Raw genomic sequence first — 21,712 nt, forward strand, 5'->3', positions numbered from 1 at the left:
CCAACGTCTTTGAGAAAGGTATTGACAACATACAACCAATCGGTTGTATGTTATGGCGGTGGCCGTGATCGACGAGGACCGGGCGGATGCCGTGTTCCATGCGCTTGCCGACCGCACCCGGCGCGACATCATGCGCCGCGTGCTGGCCGGGGAGCACTCGGTGTCCGCACTGGCGGGGAAGTACGAAGTGAGCTTCGCCGCGGTGCAGAAACACGTCGCCGTCCTCGAGAAGGCAGGGCTGTTGACCAAACGTCGGCGCGGACGCGAGCAGTTGGCCAGTGGAGAGGTCGCCGCACTGCGGTCGGTGGCAGAGCTGCTCGGCGAACTCGAACAGGTGTGGCGCGCACGCGTCGCACGAATCGACGAACTCATCTCGACCGATGATCCCGAGGAGGATTGACCATGCCCGTCACCGACGTCTCCCACGACCTGGAGAACCTGACCCTGACCATCACTGCGGACTTCGCCGCCCCCGTGGCGCGGATCTGGCAGATCTACGCCGACCCGCGCCAACTCGAGAAGATCTGGGGCCCACCGGAATTCCCGGCAACAGTGGTCGACCACAGCCTCACCCCCGGTGGGCGGGTCACCTATTACATGACCGGACCCGACGGCGAGAAGTACCCGGGACTGTGGGAGATCACCGCCGTCGACGAACCGCGCAGCTTCTCGTTCCGGGACATGTTCGCCGACGCGGACTTCAACGTCGATCCGGCCATGCCGGTCTCACACAGCGTCTTCACCTTCACCGAGCGCGACGGCGCGACCCGCGCGGTGTACCTGAGCACCTACGAATCCGCCGAAGGTTTGCAGAAGGTGCTCGACATGGGCATGGTCGAGGGCGCCACCTCGGCGTTCAACCAGATCGACGGGCTGATCGCCGGCTGAGTCACGGGGTCGCGGTGCGGTTGCGCCGCAGGGCGATGACCACGACGGCCACCACCAGCGCGGCCGCGCCGGCCAGTGCGGCGACCATCACGTTCGTGGTCTCGCTCAGGCGCACCGCGATGCCCACCAACGCCCAGATCAGCACCGCGGCGTAGGCGATGTCGTTGTGCCGCAGGGACATCACAAGCCCCAAGGCGGCGGCGACGAGCACCATGATGACCCCCCAGGTCGGCTCGGAGATCCCGAATCCCGATCAGCCCGCGTCGTCGAGCGTGATGGTGGCGTTGGCGATCGTCGCGACCGAGATCCAGCCGAGGTACACCCGGAAGGGCACGTGGACGGTCCAGAACTCCAGCGTCGACGCGGCCGGCCTGGCGTACTGGATGCGGTAGATCGCGATCAGCGTGCCCAGCAGGACCAGCATCACCACCATGCTCAGCGGGAACGCGTTGTGGTGCCAGGCGAACAACCAGCCGCAGTTGGCCACCGCGGTCACCAGATACAGCGGCGCGATCGCGCGGGCGGCGCCGCTGTCCGGGCGGGCGCGGGCCGTCGACAGGAACATGTAGACGCTGAAGGCGATCAGGCCGACGTAGATCAGGCTCCAGATGGAGAACACGTAGCCGGCCGGGACGAAGTACACCTCGACGCGGCGGGTGACGTCCCCGGTGGTCTGACCGTTGATGGGCAGACTGTTGGCCAGGTAGTTGACGATCAGGGTGGCCACGGTCGCCACGGCGACGGCGATCGGCATCACGAACGCTGAAGTCGAGCGGCGCTCGACGGTCGAACTGGCCACAGGTACTCCTCTGTCGGAAATGCGGACGTGGGGACACATGCCCAGTGGCGACGATCTTGAACCTTCGGTTACCCCCAGGCGCTGGGGTCGCCGGGCGGCGGCGGAGACATTCGCGGCTTGAGCCGCACCGACGGCATCGGCGGGGCCGGCAGCCGCTGGACCTGTCCCTGGTATCCCTCGACCGCTCCGAAGCGGTCGGACCCGGCTTCCCACTGTGTGCGGTACTCGACGATCTCATCGTGGGTGCGTCCGATGAAGTTCCACCACATCATCACCGGTTCTGTGAACGGCTCGCCGCCGAGGAGCATCACCCGCGCCGGCCTGTCGCCGGGATTCGTCAGGTGCAGCCGGTCGAGTCCCGGTGGCAGATAGCCCAGTTCGGTGGGGGAGAGCTCGGTGCCCGCGACGACCACCGGCCCGACATCGACCAGGACCCCGTGCTCGAACTCGCGAGCGACGTCGAGGCTCACCTCCGCGTGCGGGTCCAGCACGAGTTCGGCGCCCAGCAGGGGGGTGTGTGCCGTGACCGGCGACGTATCCCCGGCCAAGCTGCCCAGCAGGACGCGCGCCGTGGCGCCGTCGAGGGCCACCGGTTCGGGTTCGGCGTGTTCGAAGCGGCGCGGCAGGTCGCGGGCGTCGTCGGGCAGCACCACCCACAGTTGGACGCCGTGCAGGGTCGAGGTCGTCGGCGTGGAGACCTCCGAGTGCGCCACGCCGTGACCGGCCGTCATGAGGTTGACCTCGCCCGGGCGCACCACGGCGTGCGCGCCGGTGGTGTCGCGGTGCTCGATCTCGCCCTCGAAGAGCCAGCTGACCGTCTGCAGGCCGGTGTGCGGATGTGGAGCCACATCCATGCCGCCGGTGCGCGCCACGTCGTCGGGTCCGTAATGGTCGACGAAGCACCACGCGCCGATCAGCGACCGGGCCCGCTGCGGCAGCGTCCGGCGCACCGTTATCGCGCGCGGCCCGCCGAGCGGAACCTCCCGGCTGGTGACGATCTGGACCGCGGTCATGGCTCCATCCTCACCGGTGGGTCAACCCCTGGTTCGCCGCGCCGGCGCGCGCACCGATAGGTTTTGTCACGTGATGACTTCAGCGCTGCGCACCCTGATCCGGTGGATCACCCCTGCCCTGACGGTCGCCGCCGTCGCCGCCACCGCCGGGGTGGGGGCTGCGACGTACATCGATCCCGCACCGCAGGTCCGGCTGGTCAGCGATGCGAACCCGCTGGTGGACCAGCCGTTCTACGTCAACCCGCACTCGAAGGGGATGCGGGCGCTGGCGAGCAACCCGGACCCGCTGCTGGAGGCGGTCGTCAACACGCCCACGGCGTATTGGATGGACCACCTCTCCACCCCGTCGGTCGACGCGAAGTACATCCAGACCGCGCAGGCCGCCGGCACCATCCCGGTGCTGGCGCTCTACGGCATCACCAACCGCGACTGCGGCAGCTACGCCGCCGGCGGGTTCGGGTCGGCCGGCGCCTACCGCGCGTGGATCGACGGCGTGGCCGCCGCGATCGGCCCCGGCCGTGCCGCGGTCATCCTCGAACCCGACGCACTGGCGATGATCGACTGCCTGTCCGCCGGTCAGCAGGAGGAACGTCTGGAGTTGATCGGCTATGCCGTCGACACCCTGACCCGCAACCCGGGCACCGCGGTCTACGTCGACGCCGGACACCCGCGCTGGGTGGCCGCCGACGTGATGGCCGACCGACTCAACCGCGTCGGCGTCGCCAAGGCGCGCGGCTTCAGCCTCAACACCGCGAACTTCTTCACCACGCCGGAAGTGACCGGCTACGGCGAGACGATCTCGAACATGACCGGCGGCAAGCACTACGTGATCGACACGTCGCGCAACGGGGCCGGGCCGGTCGAGGGGGACGATCTGTACTGGTGCAACCCGAGCGGCCGGGCGCTGGGCGCGCGACCGACCACCGAGACCGGCAACCCGCGGATCGACGCGTTCCTGTGGGTCAAGCGTCCCGGCGAATCCGACGGCGCCTGCCGCGGCTTCCCGAGTGCGGGCACCTTCATGGCCCAGAACGCCATCGACCTGGCCCGCGCCGCCGGCTGGTAAACGCGCCTACGCTGGCGTCGGTGTTCTTCCTCTTCGGCTACGGCGCCAAGCAGAAACACCTCGGCCCCGGTGGAGTCCGGACGTGTCCGCGCTGCCACAACACCACGCAGTGGTCGCGGGTGCGGGAGTTCAAGCAGTTCACGCTGTTCTTCATCCCGGTGGCGCGGTGGAAGCGCCGCACCTTCGAGATGTGCGGGATCTGCGGGACCGCTGTCGCGGCGTGATCGCCGTCAGGGGTGGCGCACGGCGGCCTCGACGGCAGCCTGCACCCCGGCACCCGCGCAGTGCATCGGTTCCACCGAGCGCAACGTCCGGCACAAGACGAACGCGCCCTCCAATGCGGTCAGCGTGATCGTCGCCAGCCGGCGGCATTCGGCCTCGTCGACGCCGAGCTGGGCGAACCACATCGACAGGCCGGTCAGCCAGCTGCCGAACACCTCGGCGGCCTCGAGTCGCAGCGTCTCGTTGGTGCTGGCGACCTCCAGCGCGATGGTCTCGATCGAGCACGCCTCGCTGTAGTCCTGGGCCGCAAGATTGTTCCCGGCGTTCTCGAACAGCTGCGGGATGCCGGTGCGCGGATGGATGTCAGCGAGCTGAGCGCCGACGAACTCGGCGTACCGGATGCCTTCCCGACGGATGACCTCGACGGTGATGGCTTCCTTGCCGCCGGGGAAGTGGTGATAGATCGAGCCGAACGGTGCCTGCGCGGCCTGCGAGATCTGTTTCAGCCCGGTCGCGGGCATGCCCTGCCGTCGGTACAACTCCGCGGTCGCATCCAGGATGCGGTCGCGGGTACTGGGTCCGGGCATCACAACTCCTTCTTGCGCATCGTGCCATGACAGCCTACCGTCGGAACAAATAGAACGATCTATCTAGGGAGTGGAATGGTGCTCACCGCGCAGACCCCGTCCGGTCCGATCGCCTACGACGACACCGGGGGCGACGGGCCGGTCCTGGTCTTCGGCCACGGCCTGCTCATGGACGGTCGCCAGTGGCGCAAGGTGATTCCGTTGCTGCCGGGGTACCGCTGCATCACACCGACCCTGCCCATGGGGGCCCACACCGTGCCCATGCACTCCGACGCCGACCTGACGCAGACGGGGATGGCCAACATCGTCGCCGACTTCCTCGACGCGCTCGATCTCGAGGACGTCACCCTGGTGCTCAACGACTGGGGCGGTGGGCAATTCGTCATCACCGAGCGCCGCGACAAGCGGATCGCGCGCCTCGTGCTGGCCTCCTGTGAGGCCTTCGACAACTTCCCGCCCAAGCCGGCCCGCCCGGCGATGGCGTTGTGCCGCCTGCCCGGCGGCGCGTGGATGCTGAGCCGGATGCTCGGCACCCGGTTCTTCCGCCACAGCAGACAGGCCTACGGCGGGCTCGCCAAGACCGGGCTGCCCGACGCACTGTTCGACGAATGGTTCCGCCCCGTCGTCGAGAGCGCCGCGATTCGGCGGGATTTCGCCAAGTTCGGCACCGGGTCCCCACCGCGGCACCGGCTACTCGAAATGTCGCAGCAGTTGGGGACTTTCGATCGCCCGGTGCTCATCGTGTGGGCGAGCGAGGACCGCATGATGCCGGTTGCGCACGCGCATCGGTTGGCCGAACTGTTCCCGGACGCACGGACGGTGATCGTCGAGAACTCCTGGACGTTGATCCCCGAGGATCAACCCGAGGCGATGGCCCGGGCCCTACGCGACTTCGTCGGCTGAGGCGGGTTCGCCGATCCGGACGGTGTCGCCGTCGCGGACGGTCCCGCCGCTGACCACCTCGGCGTACAGACCCGCGCACGGACCCACCCCGAACTCACCGGCCTGCACCCGGTTGTGCTCCTGTGGATACCGCACCGAGTGCGGCGACCGGGGCAGGTCGCCGTGTTCGAGCGTCGGGACCGAGCACCGCGGTGTGGGCAGCGCGCCCCGCAGCACGACCTCACCGAGATGCACCGTCCGGCCGACCCAGTCGTTCTCCACGAACGGCGGTGTGCCGTCGACGGTTTCGATCACGAAGTTCGGCCGATAGCGCACCGACTCCGCCTCGTCGAAACCGATGGCGTCCAGCGTCGACGAGGCGATCAGGTGCACCGCGGAGTGGTCGACGAAGGCGCCGCCCGGGGCGCCCTGGGCGAGCTCGAGCAGCACGATCTCGGTTTCGGCGTCGAGACCCTGGGCCAGCACGTCATCCGGATCAGGGCGTTCGAGCACCGCCCCGGCCGAGCGCTCGTCAGCCATGTGCACGGTGCGGCCCAGCAGTTCCGACAGCGGGCCTGCCGCCTCGGTGACCGGCACGGTACGGCCGTCCGGCAATGTCACGACCACGCCGTCGTCACCCGTGGTGGCCGTGCACTCCAGCAGGCGCCGCCACAACCGGGGGTTCTTCGCGGTGGCGACCCGGCCCGACTCGTCGTCGATCAACGCATAACGCCGATCACCGACCACGCCCATCGGACCCACGTCCAGCGTCGCGCACCGCTCACCCAGCATCGACTTCACCGGGTACCGGCGCAACACCGACACCCGCCCCACCGAACCATTGCCGTTCGTCATACCCATCCCGTCACGTGTTCGTCAGTTCTGTCCCGGTTACCCGGCCACTGGCCGGGGTAACGCCATGGAATGTCTCACGCCGTCGGCCACTTCGACATTCTCGTCCTCGGCGGGGGCAATGCGGGGCTGTCCGCGGCGGCCCGCCTGATCCGCAAAGGCGTGCGCGACGTCGCGCTGATCGAGCCGCAGAGCGTGCACACCTACCGACCGCTGCTGTCCTACGTCGGAGGCGGACAGGCCCGGCAACACACCGCCGAACGTACCCAACGCTCGGTGACCCCGCGCGAGTGCACCTGGATCCAGGACTCGGCGGTGGTCGTGGATCCCGAGCGGTCGACGGTGCAGTGCGCTTCGGGACGGCAGTACCACTACGGCGATCTGGTGGTCGGCACCGGGCTGGTCCCCGACGACACCGAGTTGCCCGGTATCGACGCCGCGCTCGAAAGCCCCGCGGTGACCAGCAATTACCTCGACCGCGCCCAGAAGACGTGGGCACTGGTGAGCACGCTGCGCGCGGGCGCCCGAGCGGTGTTCACCGTGCCCCGCGCTCCGGTGAGCTGTACGGGTACCACGATCAAGCCGCTGTTCCTGGCTGTCGACCACTGGCGCCGGACCGGCCGCCTGGACAGCCTGGACCTGACGCTGGTGGTCGACCGCCCGCAGCTGCTGGGTGTGCCCGAACTGGACGTGCGGATCGCAGATGCGTTGCAGCGCATCGGAGTTCGAGTGCTCTACGACACCCGCGTCGAGTCGGTCGATGCCGGCCGGCGTTCGGTGACGGTGGTCCGGGACGCGCACCGCGAACAGCTGGACTTCGACCTGCTGCACCTGGTCCCGCCGTTCCGGGGACCGGCTTGGGTCGGGCACTGCGGGTTGGCCGGCGCGCACCCGCACGGCCTGGTCGACATCGACGCGGCGACGCTGCGCCACCGCACCCACGACAACATCTGGTCCGCGGGAGACGGGGCCGCAGTGGACACCGACCCCTCCGGAGGGGCGCTGCGCCGCCAGGTCTCGGTACTCGTCGACAACCTGTCGGCCGCACGCCGTGGGCAGGTTCTGAGCGACTACGACGGCTACACCGTGGCTCCCGTCGCGATCGACGGACGGCACCTCGTCGCCGGCGAGTTCGACCGGAGCGGGACGCTCGCGTCGTCGCTGCCGTCGTTCCTCGACTCCACCAAGCCGCGTCGCTCCGCGTGGGCGTTCGACCGCTACGTGCTGCCGCAGATGTACTGGCACCAGATCCTCAAAGGCCGGGTGTAGCGCTCGTCTCACCTTCCCGCGGTGTCGAGAGTGCGCAGCCCCTGGTCCCAGCGTGCGAACCGCAACCGGTTGCACACCAGACGGGTGGTCACCGTCGCGGCGACGGCGACGGTCAGCGTCAACCCGAGCAGCACCACGGCGATCGTGACGCCCTCCACGGCCGCGTGCGGACTGGACCCCGGCGCCCTCGTCAACTCACCGTTCTCGTCGACCCACACCGGCACCACGTCGCCCGGTGCGGTCGACGAGGACACCCGCACCTCGCCGGAGTGCACCTGACCCGCGGCGGTCCAGCGGGCCGGCACCGTCACCACCGAGGTACGCGGCGACAGGTCGCTGCGGTCCGGTGCGGCCGTCACGGTCGCGTCGACCCGGGTGGTCGTCTGCGCCTGATGTGCATACCGGTCCTGGCGGGCGTCGTAGACGGCGGTGCCGACCGCACCGACGACCGGCAGGGCCAACAGCGACCCCAGCATGATCACGGTCAACACGGCAGCCTCGATCCGGTCGATACCGCGGACCAGCGGGTCTCTGCCCCGCAACCGGACCAGGGCAGGCCACCGCGGCCAGCCGAACTCGAAAGTCGTCACCTCACCGGACTCCGTCGGTGGTCCGGCGGCCTCGTGCTGATCTCTGGCTCCGTGGGAGCGCACGGCCCTCTCCTCTCCTTGGCTGTGGTCGTCCGGTCGCCGCGGGGCGTACCGGCGGACAGGTCAGGTGGTGCTCGCGCGCTCGGTGGAAGACGGCAGCGCAAGCAGCGCTGTCTCCATGGTCGCGCAGGAGAGGTGAGTCAAGATTGCGCCGCTCGAACAATTGCGGCCCATTCGATTGTTCCTTCGACACAAATCGGGCCCGGACACAGCGTCGGCTGCATCCGGGCCCGTGAACGTGACGTCAGGTTTCGGAGGGCTTCTCCACCGCGTCGTCGGGGAGAGGCAGACCTTCTGCACCGGGAGTGGCGGGAGCCAGCGCTTCCTCCTCCTGCGAAGTGGACTCGGGCGTTACATTCTCGTTTGCAGCTGTCATGGTTGAGTCCTTACCCGGCGGTGGCCGCCGGTAACCACGTCATGCCCACTTCGCGGTGGCCCACTTCTCGAACAACCCCAGCAGCGAATCGGTGAACTTGCCCAGCAGCGCCAACGAGATGATCGCCAGGAAGATCCGGTCGACGCGGCCGTTCTGACCGGAGTCGAGCAGCAGGAACCCCAGCCCCATCGAGCTCGCGATCAGCTCGGCGGCGACCAAAAACAGCCAGGACTGCGCCAGCGCCAGCCGCAGCGCCGACACCGTCGACGGCACCACCGCGGGCAGCAACACCGTGGTGAAAAGGCGCAGACCGCGCAGCCCGAAGGCCCGCCCCGCCTCGATCAGGTGCGCGTCGACGTGGCGCAGCGCCGCGCCGACGACGGTGTAGACCGGGAAGAACGCTCCGATCGCGATCAGGATGATCTTGGAGTCCTCGCCGATGCCGAACCACAGGATCAGCAACGGCACCCAGGCCAGCGACGGCACCGCCCGCACCCCGGCCAGCGTCGGCGCCAGCAGCACCCCGCCCAGCCGGGACAACCCCACGAGCGCGCCGAGCGCCAGGCCGAGCGCGGCGCCGAACGTGAAGCCCAACAGCACGCGTTGCGTCGAGATCGCCACGTACTGCCCGTAGAGCCCCCGCTCGATCAGGTCCACCGCGGCCGCCCACACCATCGACGGTGACGGCAGGATCGACACCGGCACCATCGCGTGCGACGAGACCCACTGCCACAGCGCGAGAATCAGCACAGGAAGCAGCGCACCGCCCAGAACGTGCCACCGAGGTCCGGCCCGCTGGACCGACCCCGTTGCCGCGTCGGCGGTCACGACGACGACGGGATGCGGCCCGGATCGGCCTTGGTGGCGAAGCTGTCGTCGATCAACCCGGCCAGCGCGTCGTCGACCTGCTGTCGGGACGGCACATCGCCGAGGTCGACGAAGATCGGGCCGATCTTCTCGAGTACGGCGATCTGCGCGGCACCGGGTACCTGCTCGACGTCGAGGTTGGACCGCTCGGTGATCACCTTCTGCGCCACCGGAAGATCGAGTCCGGCGACGTCGGCGAGGATCTCGGCGGTGCGGTCCGGGTTGGCGGCCGCCCACTGCGCGGCGGCGGCGTAGGCATCGACGACGAGTTGGGCGAGCTCGGGTTGCTCGGTCAGGAAATCCTCACGCGCATTGAGGAATCCGTAGCTGTTGAAGTTCACGTCGCGGAAGAACAGGGTCGCGCCGGTCTGCTCGGCGCCCGCCATGATGGGATCCAGTCCCGCCCACGCGTCGACCGATCCGTTCTGCAGCGCCGCCCAGCCGTCGGCGTGCTGGAGGTTCTGCACGGTGATGTCCTGGGCCGACAACCCGTTGGCGTCCAACGCCTGCAACAGGAAGAAGTACGGATCGGTGCCCTTGGTGGCCGCGACGTTCTTGCCGCGCAGCTGCGCGACATCGGTGATGGGGCTGCCCTTCGGGGCGACGAGCGCGGCCCACTCGGGCTGCGAGTAGATCGCGATGGTCCGGATCGGGGAGCCGTTGGACCGGGCGAGCAGTGCGGCCGACCCGGCGGTCGAGCCGACGTCGTTGGCCCCGGCGCGTAATGCCTCGTTGGCCTTGTTCGACCCGGCCGACTGCACCCAATTGACCTGCAGCCCTCGCGCTTCGAGCCACCCCTGATCCTTGATGATCAGGCTCAGCGGGTTGTAGGTGGCGAAGTCGATGTCGAGGACCTGCCCGGCCAGTGGGCGGTCGTCGTCGGCGGAACGCGCGGACCCGGCGTCCTCACCCGAGACGCATGCGGTCAGTAGCAGCGCCGTCGAGGCGACGACGGCACTCAGGGCTGCTCGGATGCGACGGTGTTTCATACGGGGCTCCCGTGATCGGCGGATAGTGCGGTGACATCAGGTGTTCGGACGTGGCGCGGCACACCGAGTCCGTCGAGGAGTCGGGCACGCAACTCGGCCAGCTGCGCCGAACCCCGGTCGCGCGGGCGTGGGCCGGGCACCACGACGGTCTGCCGGATCGTCGCGCCGGGTGTGTCGCCGTCGCTGCCGAGCAGGATCACGCGGTCGGCGAGCTGCAGCGCCTCGTCGACGTCGTGGGTGACCAGCAGCACCGTCGTCGGGGCGGCGGTGTGGACGTCGAGCAGCAGGTCCTGCATCTTGAGCCGGGTCAGTGCGTCCAGTGCGCCGAACGGTTCGTCGAGCAACAGCACACCGGGCCCGCGGGCCAGCGCCCGCGCGAGCGAAGTCCGTTGCGCCATACCGCCGGACACCTCCCGCGGCCGGTGCCGCGCGAACTCGGTGAGCCCCACGAGGTCGAGCAGGTTCGCCACGGTCGCTCGAGCCTGTGCCGTCGGAGTCCGCGGGGGCAGGCCCAGGGCGACGTTGTCGGCCAGTGAACGCCACGGCAGCAGCCGCGGCTCCTGGAACGCCACCGCGCAGCGCGGATCGAAGGGCTCGACGGGAGCGCCGTTGATGTGCACGGCACCGGACGAGGGTGCGTCGAGGCCGGCCGCGATGCGCAGCAGTGTGGACTTGCCGCACCCGCTGGGTCCCAGCACCGCGACGATCTCGCGGGCGTGGATCTCCAGCGTCAGGTCGCGCAGCACGGCGCGGGAAGCCGTTCTGCGGGAGGCGAATCGGCGTCCCAGCCGACGCAGCGACACGGTCCCGGCCGGATCGTGGGCGCGGGTTCGGATGACCGGGGTGCGCGCGGACATTCGGGGACTCCAGCCAGACGGTGCGGTGACAGAACCCCCATCGTGGCCGCGGCGCCGGCGTCGGTCACGGGTTTACCGCACGCCGATCGGAAGTGTCATCGCCTCCGAAGCGGCGCACGCGCGGCAGGGGGATCCTGGCGGCTCAGCAGACGCAGTCCGGCGACGGCACCGATGATGCCCGCGAGGAACACCAGTTTGGCACCCTAGATCGGCGGCACGCGTCCGGCCCAGGGCAGGGCCTGCTCGAGCTGCGCGGCGAGCCGGATCAGCGTGGCCTCGCCGGCCAGCGGAGCCACGAACTGCACACCGAGCGGCAGGCCGTCGGCGGTCCAGTGCAGCGGCAACGAAATAGCCGGGCGCCCAGTGAGATTCGCCAGCTGCGTGTAGGGCACCCAGTTCAGGTTCTGGTCGATGATGTCGTCGACGATCTTGGTGAACCGCAGCAGGCTCGCGGTGCGGGTCTTGATCAGCACGTCGGCGCCGCGTTGCAGCAGGACCGGAAGGTCGAACTCGCCGAGCTTGGGCGGCGGCGTCGCCAGCGTCGGGGTGAGCAGCAGATCGTAGGACTCGAAGAACGTGGTCAGGCGGCGGGTGTGGTGATGGCGCCGTTGCACGGCGTCGACGTAATCGACGCTGCTGGTGGCGCGGCCCAATGCGGCCAGCAGCACGGTGTCGCGTTCGAACGCGTCGTCTCCGGCGCCGCTGCGTGCTTTGGCGTCGGCGAGCTCCCATGCGGTGTAGACGAACCAGGTGAGCAGGAAGTCGCGGGCCAACGCGGCGTCGTCGAAAGGCGCCGCGGCGAGCTCCTCGACGTGATGGCCGAGGTCGGTCAGCGCGGCGACGGTCCTGTCCACCGCGGCGCGCGCCTCGGGGTGCGGGTTCGGGTTGATGGCCGACGGCACCCGCACACCGATGCGCAGCCGCCCGGCCGGAGTGCCGACACAGTCGGCGAACGTCGTGTCGGGCACCCCCGGCACGTACGGTGCCCCGGGCTCTCCGCCGCGCAGCACATCGAGCATGGCCGCGGTGTCGCGGACCGAGCGCGAGACGACGCCCTGCACCGCGGCGCCGTGCATCGACTCACCGACGGCCGGGCCCGACGGGGTCAGGCCGCGGCCGGGCTTGAGGCCCACCAGACCGCAGCAGGCCGCCGGAATCCGGATCGACCCGCCGCCGTCGTTGGCGCCCGCGCACGGCACGATGCCGGCGGCCACCGCCGCGGCCGACCCGCCCGAGGACCCGCCCGGGGACCGGCTCAGGTCCCACGGGTTGTGCGTCGCACCCCAGAACTCGGGTTCGGTGATGCCCTTGGCGCCGAACTCCGGGGTGTTGGTCTTGCCGAAGATGACCAGCCCGGCGTCGAGCCAGCGCGCGACGACGGTGGAGTGTTCGGCCACCGGCAGTGCGGCCAACGCCCGGGAGCCGGCCGAGGTGGGCAGCCCCGCGTAGTCCTGTGCCAGGTCCTTGATCAGGAACGGGACACCGGCGAACGGGCCCGAGCGGGGCCGCTCGGGCTCGGCCGGGACGTCCCGCACGATCGCGTTGAGGCGGGGGTTGACCGCGGCGGCCCGCTGCCGGGCCACGTCGAGAAGTTCTGCCGCGGTCACCTCTTTGGCGGCGACCAGCTCGGCCAGCCCGGTGGCGTCGTAGGTGCGGTATTCGTCGAAGTCCACCGTCTGACCGTACGTAACCGGCGCCCCGATGGGGCGGTCAGTGTCGCACGGGGGTGCGCGGCCGCGCGCAGCTGACCGGGGTGGCCGCGGGCTGCTTCTGGGGCGTGCGCGGTGTGCGGGCGTCCTCGCGGCTGATCCGCCGGTTGAGGGCGCGCTGTTCGCGCGCGGTCAGGGATCGGCTGTGCGCGATCAGCAGGTCGAGTTGTTGCCAGCTCAGTCCGTCGAGGTCGCCGTCCTCGTCGTGGGTGGCGATGACGACGCAACCGTGCAGCAGCGGCACGTCCTTGGGGGTGAAGGTGGTGGTGGCGAGCAACAGTTCGGTCGCGCGCCTGTTGACCCGCCGCTGGCATCCGCGGGTGGTGGGGCTGAACCAGAAGTCGAACTGACGGTCGGTGCTGGTCAGCGACTGCAGCCCCTGGTCGGCGATCAGGGTGTCGATGTCGGCTTTGGTGTAGGCGCGCGTCTCATAAACGGCGCCGTTGGTGCTGAAGTAAAGGACTGTGTTCATCGTGATGATCCATTCGACTCTTTTCTCGGTGTGAGCCCGGCTGACGTTCGCCGACCCTGTGACAAAAGTTACCCGTGTGGCAATTGGGACAAACCTTCGTAACGATTGAAAAACGTCGGGTTTGTTCGAGCGGACCGCTGCGGCGCGGTTACGCGGCCTCGCCGGACGCATGCTGAACGCGGTTGCCGCCGCGCCGCTTCGCCGAGTACATGGCCGCGTCGGCCTCGCGGACCAGGCGGTGGAAGGTGGCTTTGGCCTCGTCGGCGCCGACGTCGTCGAGCGCCGCGGTCGCGGTGCCCACACTGGCCGTCACGCTGTAGGAGATCGACTCCACCGCGGCGCACAGGCACTGCGCCCACGCCGTCGGATCGGCGGATTTGACGACGTCGGCGACCAGGAACTCCTCACCACCCATGCGGCACACCAGCGCGGTCTCGGGGCAGGCGCCGGTCAGCGCGTGCGCCACCTCGACCAGCGCCTCATCACCGGCGGCATGGCCGTAGATGTCGTTGATCGACTTGAATCGGTCCAGGTCCACCAGGGCCAAGACCAGGTAGGCATCGCCTCGACGTGCCACCAGACGTCCGACGACCGCGTCGGTGAACGCCCGCCGGTTCAGCAGCCCGGTCAGCGGGTCGCGGTCCGAGCTCAACAGGTCGGAGCGCAACGCGCGCACCACCACCTGAATCGCGAACGGCACGCCCACGTTGAGTTCGAGCACCAGGAACAGTCCGGTCAGCGCGAGCACCGGTTCGCCGGCCTCGGCGACCCGGTAGGTCAGCACCGCGCCCACCGTCATCGCCAACAGGAAGTTGATCAGCATGTAGCGGGGCGTGTGGAAGAACGCGATGTAGCCCCCCGACACCGCCAGCGCGCTGCACGCCATCAACCCGATCAGCGGTTCGGCCTGCCAGAGACAACCGAGCGCGATCGTCATGCTGCCGATGGCGGCGAAGATGATCGACTCGATGCGGTTGGGCCACCGCGTCATCCACAAGACGGCCAGCGTCAGCCCGGCGATCGCCGAGAGCGCCGCGAGGATCCCGGCGAGTCGGTTGTCGACCGACGCCGGACCCCACACGGCGTTGACCGGAACCAGCGTCAGCGAGGCGGCGACCACCACCATCATGCGGCGCATCGGCCGGGCCATCCCGCGTGCCTGCAGATAGCCACTGAGCCACATGAAGTGGTCGGGTTCCCGCCACCACCTCACGATCCAGTGCATTCGCCACGTCTCCCGAATACGTTGCAACCGCAGGCCGCAAGTTCTTCTGCTGTTTGCTCACGGTACATGTGCGAGCGGCCCCGCGGAGAGCGCTCGGCGGACCGGTGCTCATTTGCGAAGCGTGAGCAACGATCGCGTGCTCGTCCCCGGGCCCCGGCCACCGCGCCGACCAGGTTTGCCGGGGCCGCCGTTTGTCAATATCCCCAGCCATGGCGGGCTTCGACGACGTGCTCGGATGGGTCAAGGAACAGGTGGCCGCGCGTGTGCCGAAAGCCGACCTCGACCAGCGCGACGCGGACTACATCCGGGAGCAGCTTCCGGGGCTGTGGCTGCTGGCCTCGTTGTATTTCCGCGCCGACGTCCGTGGGCTCGACCGCATCCCCGCCGACGGTCCGGTGCTGATGGTCGGCAACCACAGCGGCGGCAACGTCCCGCCGGACACGTTCGTGTTCACGTTGGCGTTCTGTTCCTACTTCGGTGTCGAGCGCCCGTTCTACCAACTCGCCCACAACCTCGTGGTGTCCGCGCCGCCGCTGGCGTCGCTGCGCAAATTCGGCACCGTGGCGGCCAACCCGGACAACGCGCGCCTGGCACTCGAGTCCGGGGCCGCGCTGCTGGTGTACCCGGGCGGCGACTACGAGGTCTTCCGCCCGTTCTGGGAACGCAACAAGGTCGACTTCGGCGGACGCAAAGGTTATGTGCGCCTGGCTCGCGAAGCCGGGGTGCCGATCGTGCCGATCGCCAGCGTCGGCGGCCAGGAGAGTGTGTTCTTCCTCAGCCGGGGGCAGGGATTGGCCAAGTTGCTCGGCGTCGACAGACTGTTGCGGCTCAAGAGCGTTCCGATCGCCATCGCCCCGCCGTGGGGCCTGGTGGTCGGCGACCTGACCGGACACATCCCGTTACCGTCGAAGATCGTCGTCGAAGCGCAGGAGCCGATCACCGCCGAGGAGATCGAGGCCGGCGACGACGATGCCGTCCATGACAAGGTCGAGGGCGCCTTGCAGGCCGCCGTCGACCGGCTCGCCGCCGAACGACGATTCCCGGTGCTCGGATGAGGCTGCAACGCAGCGTCGTCATCGACGCCGACCCCCACGCCGTCTGGAAGCACGTCAGCGATCCCGGCTGCTATCCGGAGTTCATGGCCAGCCTCGAGCGCTGGGAGGTCGTCACCTCCGGCGAGGTCGGGATCGGTTCGCGCTACACCGTGCACTGGAAGGTGGGCTCGGTACCGATCGGCGGTGTCGTCGAGGTCGTCGAGTTCGAGGAGGCGCGCGACCTGGCCTGGGTCGGGATCACCGGCGTCACCCTGCGCGGCCGGTTCCGGCTGCGCCCGGCTGAAGACGGCCGCACCAAGGTGACGTTCCGGCTCTCCTACGAGGCGCCCGGCGGTCTGCTCGGACTGATTGCCGACCGGGTCGCCGCCCGCCAGGTGGCCCACATCATGAACCAGACCCTCGACCGCCTGAAGGATCTGGTCGAAGGCTGAGGTGCGCGAAATCCGGCGCACGGGATAACCGAGCAAACTCGGCGATCCGCAGCGGCCGGGACGCGCCGCGCTGTCGTGCGAACCTGAGCGACCCTCCGGTAAGGGGTTCGGTATACCGTCTCGGTATGCAGAACGTGACGGTGATCACCGGAGGAGCCGGCGGCATGGGTGTCGCGACGGCCAACATCGTCGGCCGCGACCATGTCCTGGTCCTCGCCGACGTCCGCGGAGACCGTCTCGACGCCGCGACCGCGGACCTCGCCGACAAGGGCATCAGTGCGACACCGGTGCACTGCGACGTCACCGACCAGAAGGCCGTCGATGAGATGTTCGATCGCGCAGCCGCTCTGGGCCCGGTGCGCGCGGTCATCCACACCGCCGGGGTCAGTCCCAGCATGGGGGACGCCGACTACGTGATGCGCACCAACGCACTCGGCACGCTCTATGTCAACGAGGCGTTCTTCGCCCGCGCCGAACCGGGATCGGCCATCGTCAACGTGGCCTCGATGGCCGCGCACCTGGTGCCCGAAGAGATGATCCCCACGGCGAAGTTCGCGCTGGCGCTCGACGACGACGCAGCGTTTCTGGCCGAGATGCGCGCGGCATGCGAGATCGTGCCCGACGAGATGCGGTCGGGCATCGCGTATGCGTTCAGCAAGGCCTTCGTGAAGTGGTACAGCAGCTCGCAGGCCGAACGGTTCAACACCCGGACCCTGCGCATCGTGTCCGTCTCGCCCGGCTCCGTCGACACCGAGATGGGCCGGCTCGAGGAGCAGGCCGGCGCCGGTGCGCTGGTCGCCGACGCCGCCGTGCCCCGATGGGGGCGACCCGAGGAGATGGCGGAGTTGTTCGCATTCCTCGCCGGTGACAAGGCCGGCTACCTCACCGGCACCGACATCCTGAACGACGGCGGCGTCGTCGCCTCGGTGCGCGAACGTGCCCGCGTGGCCGCGCAGGGTTGACCCTTGACCGACTCGCATTACGTTACGTAACGTAATGGATATGACAGTCGGACGCCGCTGGTGACGTCACCCGAACCGGGCCGCGGTCGTCGCCGGAATCCTGCCACCGACGACGCCATTCTGGCCGCGGCGCGACGACTGCTGGTCAGCGACGGCTACGAAAGTCTGTCGATCGAAGCGGTCGCGCGCGCCGCCGACACCACGCGCCCGACGATCTACCGGCGCTGGCCGTCCAAGGTGCACCTCGTCTTCGACGCGGCCTTCGGCGACGTCGCTGCCCACGAGCCCTTCGTCGGCACCGGCCGGTTCGACGACGACCTGCGCCTGTTCGTGGAGCGGGTGGTCCGGTTCTGGACCGACCCGGTGGTCGAAGCCGCCGCCATGGGCATCCTGGCCGAGCGCCACCGGGACCCGGAACTGTCCATCCGCGCTCAGCAGCTGCTCGACGACTCCACCCGCGCAGAGTTCCTGACCCTGGTCGACGGCGGCGTCGCTGCGGGAGTTTTCCGGTCCGACGTGGACGGCGACATGCTCTACGACGTGCTGATCGGCAGCACCTTCTACGGGGTTCAGGTGCTCGGCCGCCGCGCCGACACCGACTTCGTCGACCGCATCTGTTCAGTGTTGTTGCGCGGCACCGCCGCCGGAATGGAGGACACGTGAAAACCAACGCAGGCCCGGAGCTTTCCGCAGCCTTCAATGAGCTGCTCGACGAACTGCGCGCCGTGGAACGCAAACTGCTCGACGCCGACCCGCCGCTGAGTGAACCCGACCTGCTCGACGGCTACCGCCTGACGTTCAGCCTGCTGCGGGTCACCGTCGACGCCTACGTGTGGGGCGACCGGGACAACCCCGTCCTGACCGACATCATCGGCCCGTATCTCAAATGGGGCGGCGACAATTCCGACGCCTTCTATCAACTTGCGCCGCTGGACCCGAAGCGCACCTACCGGGTCACCGGCAACCGCGGCGACGCGGTGTACCTGTCGATGACGGTGTACGGCGGACCGGGTGGTGGGCAGTACAGCAACCGCATCGTCGGGACCATGAACGACCGCACCCTGGACATCGACGACAACGGCGACTTCGAGTTCCTGCTCAGCCCCGACCCCCAGGCCGGCGCCTGGCTGCGGCTGGACCCGGACGCGGAGTTCGCGCTGACCCGCGACTACCTCACCGAGCCTCGTGCCGGCCGTCGGCCCACATGGAAGATCGAGGCGCTGGACCGGCCGTCGCGCCGGCGCGACAGCGCCGAAGACCTGACCCGCCGGCTACGTGCCGCCAAAGCCTGGCTGCGCGAACAGGTGTCGTTCCTGCCCAGCCGGATCGGACCGCCCAACGAGATCCACGAGCCGTTCCCGGTGCCCGAGCACGCCTACGGCTGGTCGGCCGCCGACGCCGCCTACGGCATGGGCGCCTACGAGCTGCAACCGGATCAGGCCCTGGTCGTCGAAGGCACCTCACCGGAGTGCGCGTTCTGGAACCTGTGCCTGTGGAATCCGTTCCTGCACACCTACGACTACACCTACGAACGCGTGACGATCAACGGTGCCCAGGTCTCCTACGAGCCCGACGGATCCTGGCGGATCGTGATCAGCGACCGCGACCCCGGCCACCCCAACTGGGTGTCCACCGCGGGTCGGAGCACCGGGCTGATCTGGCTGCGGTGGTTCCTGCCCGATCAGACACCGGCCCGTCCGCGGTGCACGGTCGTCCCGCTCGACGACGTGGCGTCATGACACGCCCGGCGCCGATCCGGTTCACCGACCTGGATGCCCCCGCGTATCCCGAAGCGGCACAACCGATGCGCGAGGCACTGGCCGCCTACGGCCGGACCCTCACCCTCACCCCGGCCGACTTGCTGGCGACGGCCGCCGCGCGCACCGGCCTCGACGACTGGGGTGACGACGGTTTCCGGGAACGTCTCGACGTGCTGTGCGCGGCGCTGCGGGACGAGGCCGGCCTGTCCGACGTCGGTGTCGCCGTAGTGTTCGAGCAGCTGGTGGGCAACCTGGTCAACCGGCTGCGTCTGGAGGCATTGATCGCCGAGCACCCGGAGATCACCAGCGTGCCGGTCGAGCGGCCGATCATCATCTGCGGGCTGCCCCGCACCGGAACCACCCACCTGCACAACCTGATCGCCGCGGATCCCGGTCTGCGGCACCTGCCGTACTGGGAGAGCCTGGAACCGTTCCCCGCGCCCGACGAGGAGACCGAAGCGCCGCGCCGCGAACGCTGTGCGGCCGGCCTCGAGCTGATCGACGCGTCGATGCCGGACTTCAAACGCATGCACGAGATGACCGTCGACCACGCACACGAGGAAATCCAGCTGCTGGCCAACGACATCTCCGGCATGCTGTTCGAAACCACCTACTACGTACCGAGTTTCGCTGCGCACTACAAGTCGCACGACCAACGACCGTCGTATGCCTACCTCAAACGCAGCCTGCAGGCGCTGCAGTGGCTGCGTGGCGGAAGCCGCTGGATCCTGAAGTCCCCGCAGCACCTCGAGCAGTTCCCCGCGCTGGCCGAGACGTTCCCGGATGCGACGTTCGTTGTCACCCACCGTGATCCGGTCGAGGTGACGCAGTCGATGGTCACGATGATCGCCTATGCCGCGCGCATGGCCACGCGTGACCCGGACCCGGAGAAGCTGGGCCGCTACTGGCTGGGTCGGGTCGAGGACCTGTTCGACGGTTGTCTGCGCGATCGCGACGTGCTGCCGGCCGACCAGTCGATCGACGTGCGGTTCGACGATTTCATGGCCGACGAGGAAGCCACCATCGCGCGGATCTACGACCTCGCGGGGCAGCCGTTCGGCGCGTCGACGCGCGAGGCGATGGCGCAGTTCCGCCGCGACCATCCCCGCGGCAGGCACGGCAGCGTCGCCTACGACGCGGCCGATGTCGGTCTGGACCCGAGCGAGATCGCCGAGCGGCTGGCGGGTTACCGTGCGCGGTTCGTCGACGACGCGTCGGTGCCGAACTCCAGCAGCGTGTAGGTACCGCGAATCTGCCTGGTGGGCTTGAACTGCCAGAACGCCGGGAAGATCTTCTCGAAGAAGAAACCCCGCCCGCGCGGCATCGGCAGGTCGTGCACCGCCTTGACCCCGGGCATCGTGTGGGTCAGATCGGCCAGCTGCGCGGGGGTCAAGCTGAACGGCATCGGAGGTATCCGGTAGCTCGCCGACGAACGCATGCCCTTCGGTGCGAACTTCTTCACCAGCACCGGAGGCAGGTCGAAGATCATCTGCGCCCCCGGGAATCGGCTGGCGCACGCGCTGATCAGGCTCATCGACTCGTCCGGCTGCAGATACATCAGCAGACCCTCGGCGGTGATGAACACTCCCTCTGCGGTGTCGACGTGGTCCATCCAGCTGTAGTCCAGCGCCGACTGGGCCAGGGTGGTGATCCGCTCCGAGGCCGGCAACAGGCGTTCGCGCAGCCGGATGACCGGTTCCAGATCGACGGTCAGCCAACGGAACTCAGGGTTGGTGATGCTGTCGCTGAGCCGCCAGAAACTGGTCTGGAAGCCCTCGGCCAGCGCGACGACCGTCGCGCGCGGATGCGCGGTCAGATACTCCCGGGCGGCGCGGTCGAAGGCCAGTGACCGCAGCGCCATCTCCTGACCCTTGCGGCGGCCGAACTTGCCGAAGTCGAAGTCGATGGAGTCGACCAGCCGGATCGCCATCGGGTCGTCGATGATCGCCTGCGGATGACGGGCCTGGAACACGCGGCCGTTGAGGGTCAGCAGCGCGGTCTCCGACACACCGGTCAGGGCGCTGGCGTCGATTCTGTCCTGCGGGTGCTTCACCCCATCGAACGTACCCGCGGCGTCAGGGGAGGGCGTCGCGGATCTGGTCGGCGACGTCGGTGGCCACCGTGCGGGTGTGCTCGTCGGTCGCCGGGAAATACCGGTCGACGGCGGCGTCGTAGCGGGCACCGGCGATCGCGCCGTGGTCGGTGGGTAACTCCACGACCCGCGCCGACCAGCCGGCGCGCTGCAGGTCGGCGCCGAACGAGCGGCTGGCCTGCGCGGGCACCACGTCGTCGTCGGTGCCGTGCAGCAGCGTGAAGCCACCGCCGACCGGCGCATCCGCCAGCAGCGTCGACAGCGGCTCCCCGGAGATCGGATCGGCCACCATGAACGCCCCGGCCAGGCAGACGGTGTGCGCAATCGGCACGCCGTACTCGCCGGCCCGGAAGGTCAGCCCGGCCGCGGCCACCGCGCCCAGCGACCACCCGAGCACCGACAGCCCGTCCCCGCCGGCCGACCAGGTGCGCGCGAACTCGGCCGAGGCCAGCAGGTCAGCGCGGCCGCGGTCGTCGGCGTGGGAGTTCCAGTCGGCGGCGACGACCCCGAACCCGCGCCCGGCGAGCAGTTCGCACAGCATGCCGACGGTGGCGCGGGCGTCGGTCTGGGTGCCGTGCCACACCAGGATCGTCGGGTCGGCCGGATCGCCGAACAGATCGGCCGAACGGTCGGGCGCATATTCCACGGTGTCCATGCCTCCAGACTGCCGAACCGGGTGCGGTTTTCGC

24 protein-coding genes and 1 pseudogene are annotated in these 21,712 nt (G+C 69.3%); 12 read left to right on the top strand and 13 right to left on the bottom strand.

The window, feature by feature from the left end:
• Positions 1-52 precede the first annotated feature (52 nt).
• Together ACAG25_RS05130 and ACAG25_RS05135 are read left to right on the top strand one after the other, a co-directional pair.
• Positions 53-400, top strand: a complete 348-nt coding sequence (locus ACAG25_RS05130; protein ID WP_370487213.1) for an ArsR/SmtB family transcription factor — start codon at positions 53-55, stop codon at positions 398-400.
• A 2-nt stretch (positions 401-402) separates the two neighbouring features.
• Positions 403-888 carry an SRPBCC domain-containing protein gene (locus ACAG25_RS05135; RefSeq protein WP_370487214.1) on the top strand — a complete coding sequence of 162 codons (486 nt, stop codon included), beginning with the start codon at positions 403-405 and terminating at the stop codon, positions 886-888.
• 1 nt (position 889) lies between these two features.
• Here ACAG25_RS05135 and ACAG25_RS05140 read toward each other — a convergent pair.
• Both ACAG25_RS05140 and ACAG25_RS05145 read right to left on the bottom strand, forming a co-directional pair.
• A pseudogene (locus ACAG25_RS05140) lies at positions 890-1,687 on the bottom strand (TspO/MBR family protein).
• A gap of 68 nt (positions 1,688-1,755) precedes the next feature.
• Positions 1,756-2,700 (bottom strand): pirin family protein, encoded by a 945-nt coding sequence (locus tag ACAG25_RS05145; RefSeq protein ID WP_370487215.1) that lies wholly within the window; start codon positions 2,698-2,700, stop codon positions 1,756-1,758.
• Positions 2,701-2,773: 73 nt separating this feature from the next.
• Here ACAG25_RS05145 and ACAG25_RS05150 point away from each other — a divergent pair, with 73 nt between their 5' ends.
• Together ACAG25_RS05150 and ACAG25_RS05155 are read left to right on the top strand one after the other, a co-directional pair.
• On the top strand, positions 2,774-3,766 hold the full coding sequence (locus tag ACAG25_RS05150) for a glycoside hydrolase family 6 protein (protein WP_370487409.1): 993 nt from the start codon (positions 2,774-2,776) through the stop codon (positions 3,764-3,766).
• Between the two features lie 20 nt (positions 3,767-3,786).
• Positions 3,787-3,990 carry a zinc-ribbon domain-containing protein gene (locus ACAG25_RS05155; RefSeq protein WP_370487216.1) on the top strand — a complete coding sequence of 68 codons (204 nt, stop codon included), beginning with the start codon at positions 3,787-3,789 and terminating at the stop codon, positions 3,988-3,990.
• A 6-nt stretch (positions 3,991-3,996) separates the two neighbouring features.
• On the opposite strand, the gene ACAG25_RS05160 is transcribed toward ACAG25_RS05155, so the two are convergent.
• Positions 3,997-4,575, bottom strand: a complete 579-nt coding sequence (locus ACAG25_RS05160; RefSeq protein WP_370487217.1) for a TetR/AcrR family transcriptional regulator — start codon at positions 4,573-4,575, stop codon at positions 3,997-3,999.
• A 75-nt stretch (positions 4,576-4,650) separates the two neighbouring features.
• On the opposite strand from ACAG25_RS05160, the gene ACAG25_RS05165 reads away from it, so the two are divergent.
• Positions 4,651-5,478, top strand: a complete 828-nt coding sequence (locus ACAG25_RS05165) for an alpha/beta fold hydrolase (protein WP_370487218.1) — start codon at positions 4,651-4,653, stop codon at positions 5,476-5,478.
• Here the strand turns inward: ACAG25_RS05165 and ACAG25_RS05170 are convergent.
• Complete coding sequence (locus ACAG25_RS05170) at positions 5,458-6,318, bottom strand: MOSC domain-containing protein (protein WP_370487219.1); 861 nt, start codon at positions 6,316-6,318, stop codon at positions 5,458-5,460. The two genes, ACAG25_RS05165 and ACAG25_RS05170, sit on opposite strands and share 21 nt — an antisense overlap.
• Before the next feature lie 63 nt (positions 6,319-6,381).
• Here ACAG25_RS05170 and ACAG25_RS05175 point away from each other — a divergent pair, with 63 nt between their 5' ends.
• The gene (locus ACAG25_RS05175; protein WP_370487220.1) at positions 6,382-7,578 is read left to right on the top strand and encodes an NAD(P)/FAD-dependent oxidoreductase; all 1,197 of its coding nucleotides are present in this window, start codon (positions 6,382-6,384) and stop codon (positions 7,576-7,578) included.
• An 8-nt stretch (positions 7,579-7,586) separates the two neighbouring features.
• On the opposite strand, the gene ACAG25_RS05180 is transcribed toward ACAG25_RS05175, so the two are convergent.
• From ACAG25_RS05180 to ACAG25_RS05210, 7 genes are all read right to left on the bottom strand, one after another.
• A complete protein-coding gene (locus ACAG25_RS05180) occupies positions 7,587-8,231 on the bottom strand; it encodes a hypothetical protein (protein WP_370487221.1) in 645 nt (214 codons plus the stop codon).
• A 412-nt stretch (positions 8,232-8,643) separates the two neighbouring features.
• Positions 8,644-9,312: an ABC transporter permease gene (locus tag ACAG25_RS05185; RefSeq protein ID WP_370487410.1), complete on the bottom strand. Its 669-nt coding sequence runs from the start codon at positions 9,310-9,312 to the stop codon at positions 8,644-8,646.
• Between the two features lie 116 nt (positions 9,313-9,428).
• Complete coding sequence (locus ACAG25_RS05190) at positions 9,429-10,460, bottom strand: aliphatic sulfonate ABC transporter substrate-binding protein (protein WP_370487222.1); 1,032 nt, start codon at positions 10,458-10,460, stop codon at positions 9,429-9,431.
• On the bottom strand, positions 10,457-11,248 hold the full coding sequence (locus ACAG25_RS05195) for an ABC transporter ATP-binding protein (RefSeq protein ID WP_370487411.1): 792 nt from the start codon (positions 11,246-11,248) through the stop codon (positions 10,457-10,459). Before ACAG25_RS05195 ends, ACAG25_RS05190 begins: the two co-directional genes overlap by 4 nt.
• Before the next feature lie 272 nt (positions 11,249-11,520).
• Complete coding sequence (locus ACAG25_RS05200; RefSeq protein ID WP_370487223.1) at positions 11,521-12,990, bottom strand: amidase; 1,470 nt, start codon at positions 12,988-12,990, stop codon at positions 11,521-11,523.
• Positions 12,991-13,027: 37 nt separating this feature from the next.
• A complete protein-coding gene (locus ACAG25_RS05205; RefSeq protein ID WP_370487224.1) occupies positions 13,028-13,498 on the bottom strand; it encodes a hypothetical protein in 471 nt (156 codons plus the stop codon).
• A gap of 148 nt (positions 13,499-13,646) precedes the next feature.
• Entirely contained in the window at positions 13,647-14,723 is a 1,077-nt protein-coding gene (locus tag ACAG25_RS05210) for a diguanylate cyclase (RefSeq protein ID WP_370487225.1), read from the bottom strand.
• Between the two features lie 209 nt (positions 14,724-14,932).
• Between ACAG25_RS05210 and ACAG25_RS05215 the strand changes: the two genes are divergently transcribed.
• The 6 genes from ACAG25_RS05215 to ACAG25_RS05240 all read left to right on the top strand — a co-directional run bounded on the left by ACAG25_RS05215 (position 14,933) and on the right by ACAG25_RS05240 (position 20,172).
• Entirely contained in the window at positions 14,933-15,778 is an 846-nt protein-coding gene (locus ACAG25_RS05215; RefSeq protein WP_370487226.1) for a lysophospholipid acyltransferase family protein, read from the top strand.
• On the top strand, positions 15,775-16,209 hold the full coding sequence (locus ACAG25_RS05220; RefSeq protein WP_370487227.1) for an SRPBCC family protein: 435 nt from the start codon (positions 15,775-15,777) through the stop codon (positions 16,207-16,209). Before ACAG25_RS05215 ends, ACAG25_RS05220 begins: the two co-directional genes overlap by 4 nt.
• A 125-nt stretch (positions 16,210-16,334) precedes the next feature.
• Positions 16,335-17,171 carry an SDR family oxidoreductase gene (locus ACAG25_RS05225; RefSeq protein ID WP_370487228.1) on the top strand — a complete coding sequence of 279 codons (837 nt, stop codon included), beginning with the start codon at positions 16,335-16,337 and terminating at the stop codon, positions 17,169-17,171.
• Between the two features lie 60 nt (positions 17,172-17,231).
• Positions 17,232-17,834 carry a TetR/AcrR family transcriptional regulator gene (locus tag ACAG25_RS05230; protein ID WP_370487229.1) on the top strand — a complete coding sequence of 201 codons (603 nt, stop codon included), beginning with the start codon at positions 17,232-17,234 and terminating at the stop codon, positions 17,832-17,834.
• On the top strand, positions 17,831-18,910 hold the full coding sequence (locus ACAG25_RS05235; protein WP_370487230.1) for a DUF1214 domain-containing protein: 1,080 nt from the start codon (positions 17,831-17,833) through the stop codon (positions 18,908-18,910). Before ACAG25_RS05230 ends, ACAG25_RS05235 begins: the two co-directional genes overlap by 4 nt.
• Positions 18,907-20,172 carry a sulfotransferase gene (locus ACAG25_RS05240; RefSeq protein ID WP_370487231.1) on the top strand — a complete coding sequence of 422 codons (1,266 nt, stop codon included), beginning with the start codon at positions 18,907-18,909 and terminating at the stop codon, positions 20,170-20,172. Before ACAG25_RS05235 ends, ACAG25_RS05240 begins: the two co-directional genes overlap by 4 nt.
• On the opposite strand, the gene ACAG25_RS05245 is transcribed toward ACAG25_RS05240, so the two are convergent.
• Both ACAG25_RS05245 and ACAG25_RS05250 read right to left on the bottom strand, forming a co-directional pair.
• Positions 20,118-20,984 carry a class I SAM-dependent methyltransferase gene (locus tag ACAG25_RS05245; RefSeq protein WP_370487232.1) on the bottom strand — a complete coding sequence of 289 codons (867 nt, stop codon included), beginning with the start codon at positions 20,982-20,984 and terminating at the stop codon, positions 20,118-20,120. The two genes, ACAG25_RS05240 and ACAG25_RS05245, sit on opposite strands and share 55 nt — an antisense overlap.
• A gap of 22 nt (positions 20,985-21,006) precedes the next feature.
• Positions 21,007-21,678 carry an esterase gene (locus ACAG25_RS05250; protein WP_370487234.1) on the bottom strand — a complete coding sequence of 224 codons (672 nt, stop codon included), beginning with the start codon at positions 21,676-21,678 and terminating at the stop codon, positions 21,007-21,009.
• Positions 21,679-21,712: the final 34 nt, after the last annotated feature.

This window comes from Mycobacterium sp. pV006 (assembly GCF_041287115.1).
Lineage (GTDB): Bacteria > Actinomycetota > Actinomycetes > Mycobacteriales > Mycobacteriaceae > Mycobacterium.

What these genes read in the sequence shown, in the direction of transcription:
- ACAG25_RS05225 (WP_370487228.1), top strand. Translation starts at nt 16,335, where the DNA reads ATGCAGAACGTGACGGTGATCACCGGAGGAGCCGGCGGCATGGGTGTC.
- ACAG25_RS05240 (WP_370487231.1), top strand. Translation starts at nt 18,907, where the DNA reads ATGACACGCCCGGCGCCGATCCGGTTCACCGACCTGGATGCCCCCGCG.
- ACAG25_RS05170 (WP_370487219.1), bottom strand. Translation starts at nt 6,318, where the DNA reads ATGGGTATGACGAACGGCAATGGTTCGGTGGGGCGGGTGTCGGTGTTG.
- ACAG25_RS05215 (WP_370487226.1), top strand. Translation starts at nt 14,933, where the DNA reads ATGGCGGGCTTCGACGACGTGCTCGGATGGGTCAAGGAACAGGTGGCC.
- ACAG25_RS05130 (WP_370487213.1), top strand. Translation starts at nt 53, where the DNA reads ATGGCGGTGGCCGTGATCGACGAGGACCGGGCGGATGCCGTGTTCCAT.
- ACAG25_RS05175 (WP_370487220.1), top strand. Translation starts at nt 6,382, where the DNA reads ATGTCTCACGCCGTCGGCCACTTCGACATTCTCGTCCTCGGCGGGGGC.
- ACAG25_RS05160 (WP_370487217.1), bottom strand. Translation starts at nt 4,575, where the DNA reads ATGCCCGGACCCAGTACCCGCGACCGCATCCTGGATGCGACCGCGGAG.
- ACAG25_RS05250 (WP_370487234.1), bottom strand. Translation starts at nt 21,678, where the DNA reads ATGGACACCGTGGAATATGCGCCCGACCGTTCGGCCGATCTGTTCGGC.
- ACAG25_RS05210 (WP_370487225.1), bottom strand. Translation starts at nt 14,723, where the DNA reads ATGCACTGGATCGTGAGGTGGTGGCGGGAACCCGACCACTTCATGTGG.
- ACAG25_RS05150 (WP_370487409.1), top strand. Translation starts at nt 2,774, where the DNA reads ATGACTTCAGCGCTGCGCACCCTGATCCGGTGGATCACCCCTGCCCTG.
- ACAG25_RS05135 (WP_370487214.1), top strand. Translation starts at nt 403, where the DNA reads ATGCCCGTCACCGACGTCTCCCACGACCTGGAGAACCTGACCCTGACC.
- ACAG25_RS05190 (WP_370487222.1), bottom strand. Translation starts at nt 10,460, where the DNA reads ATGAAACACCGTCGCATCCGAGCAGCCCTGAGTGCCGTCGTCGCCTCG.
- ACAG25_RS05185 (WP_370487410.1), bottom strand. Translation starts at nt 9,312, where the DNA reads ATGGTGCCGGTGTCGATCCTGCCGTCACCGTCGATGGTGTGGGCGGCC.
- ACAG25_RS05205 (WP_370487224.1), bottom strand. Translation starts at nt 13,498, where the DNA reads ATGAACACAGTCCTTTACTTCAGCACCAACGGCGCCGTTTATGAGACG.
- ACAG25_RS05165 (WP_370487218.1), top strand. Translation starts at nt 4,651, where the DNA reads ATGGTGCTCACCGCGCAGACCCCGTCCGGTCCGATCGCCTACGACGAC.
- ACAG25_RS05145 (WP_370487215.1), bottom strand. Translation starts at nt 2,700, where the DNA reads ATGACCGCGGTCCAGATCGTCACCAGCCGGGAGGTTCCGCTCGGCGGG.
- ACAG25_RS05220 (WP_370487227.1), top strand. Translation starts at nt 15,775, where the DNA reads ATGAGGCTGCAACGCAGCGTCGTCATCGACGCCGACCCCCACGCCGTC.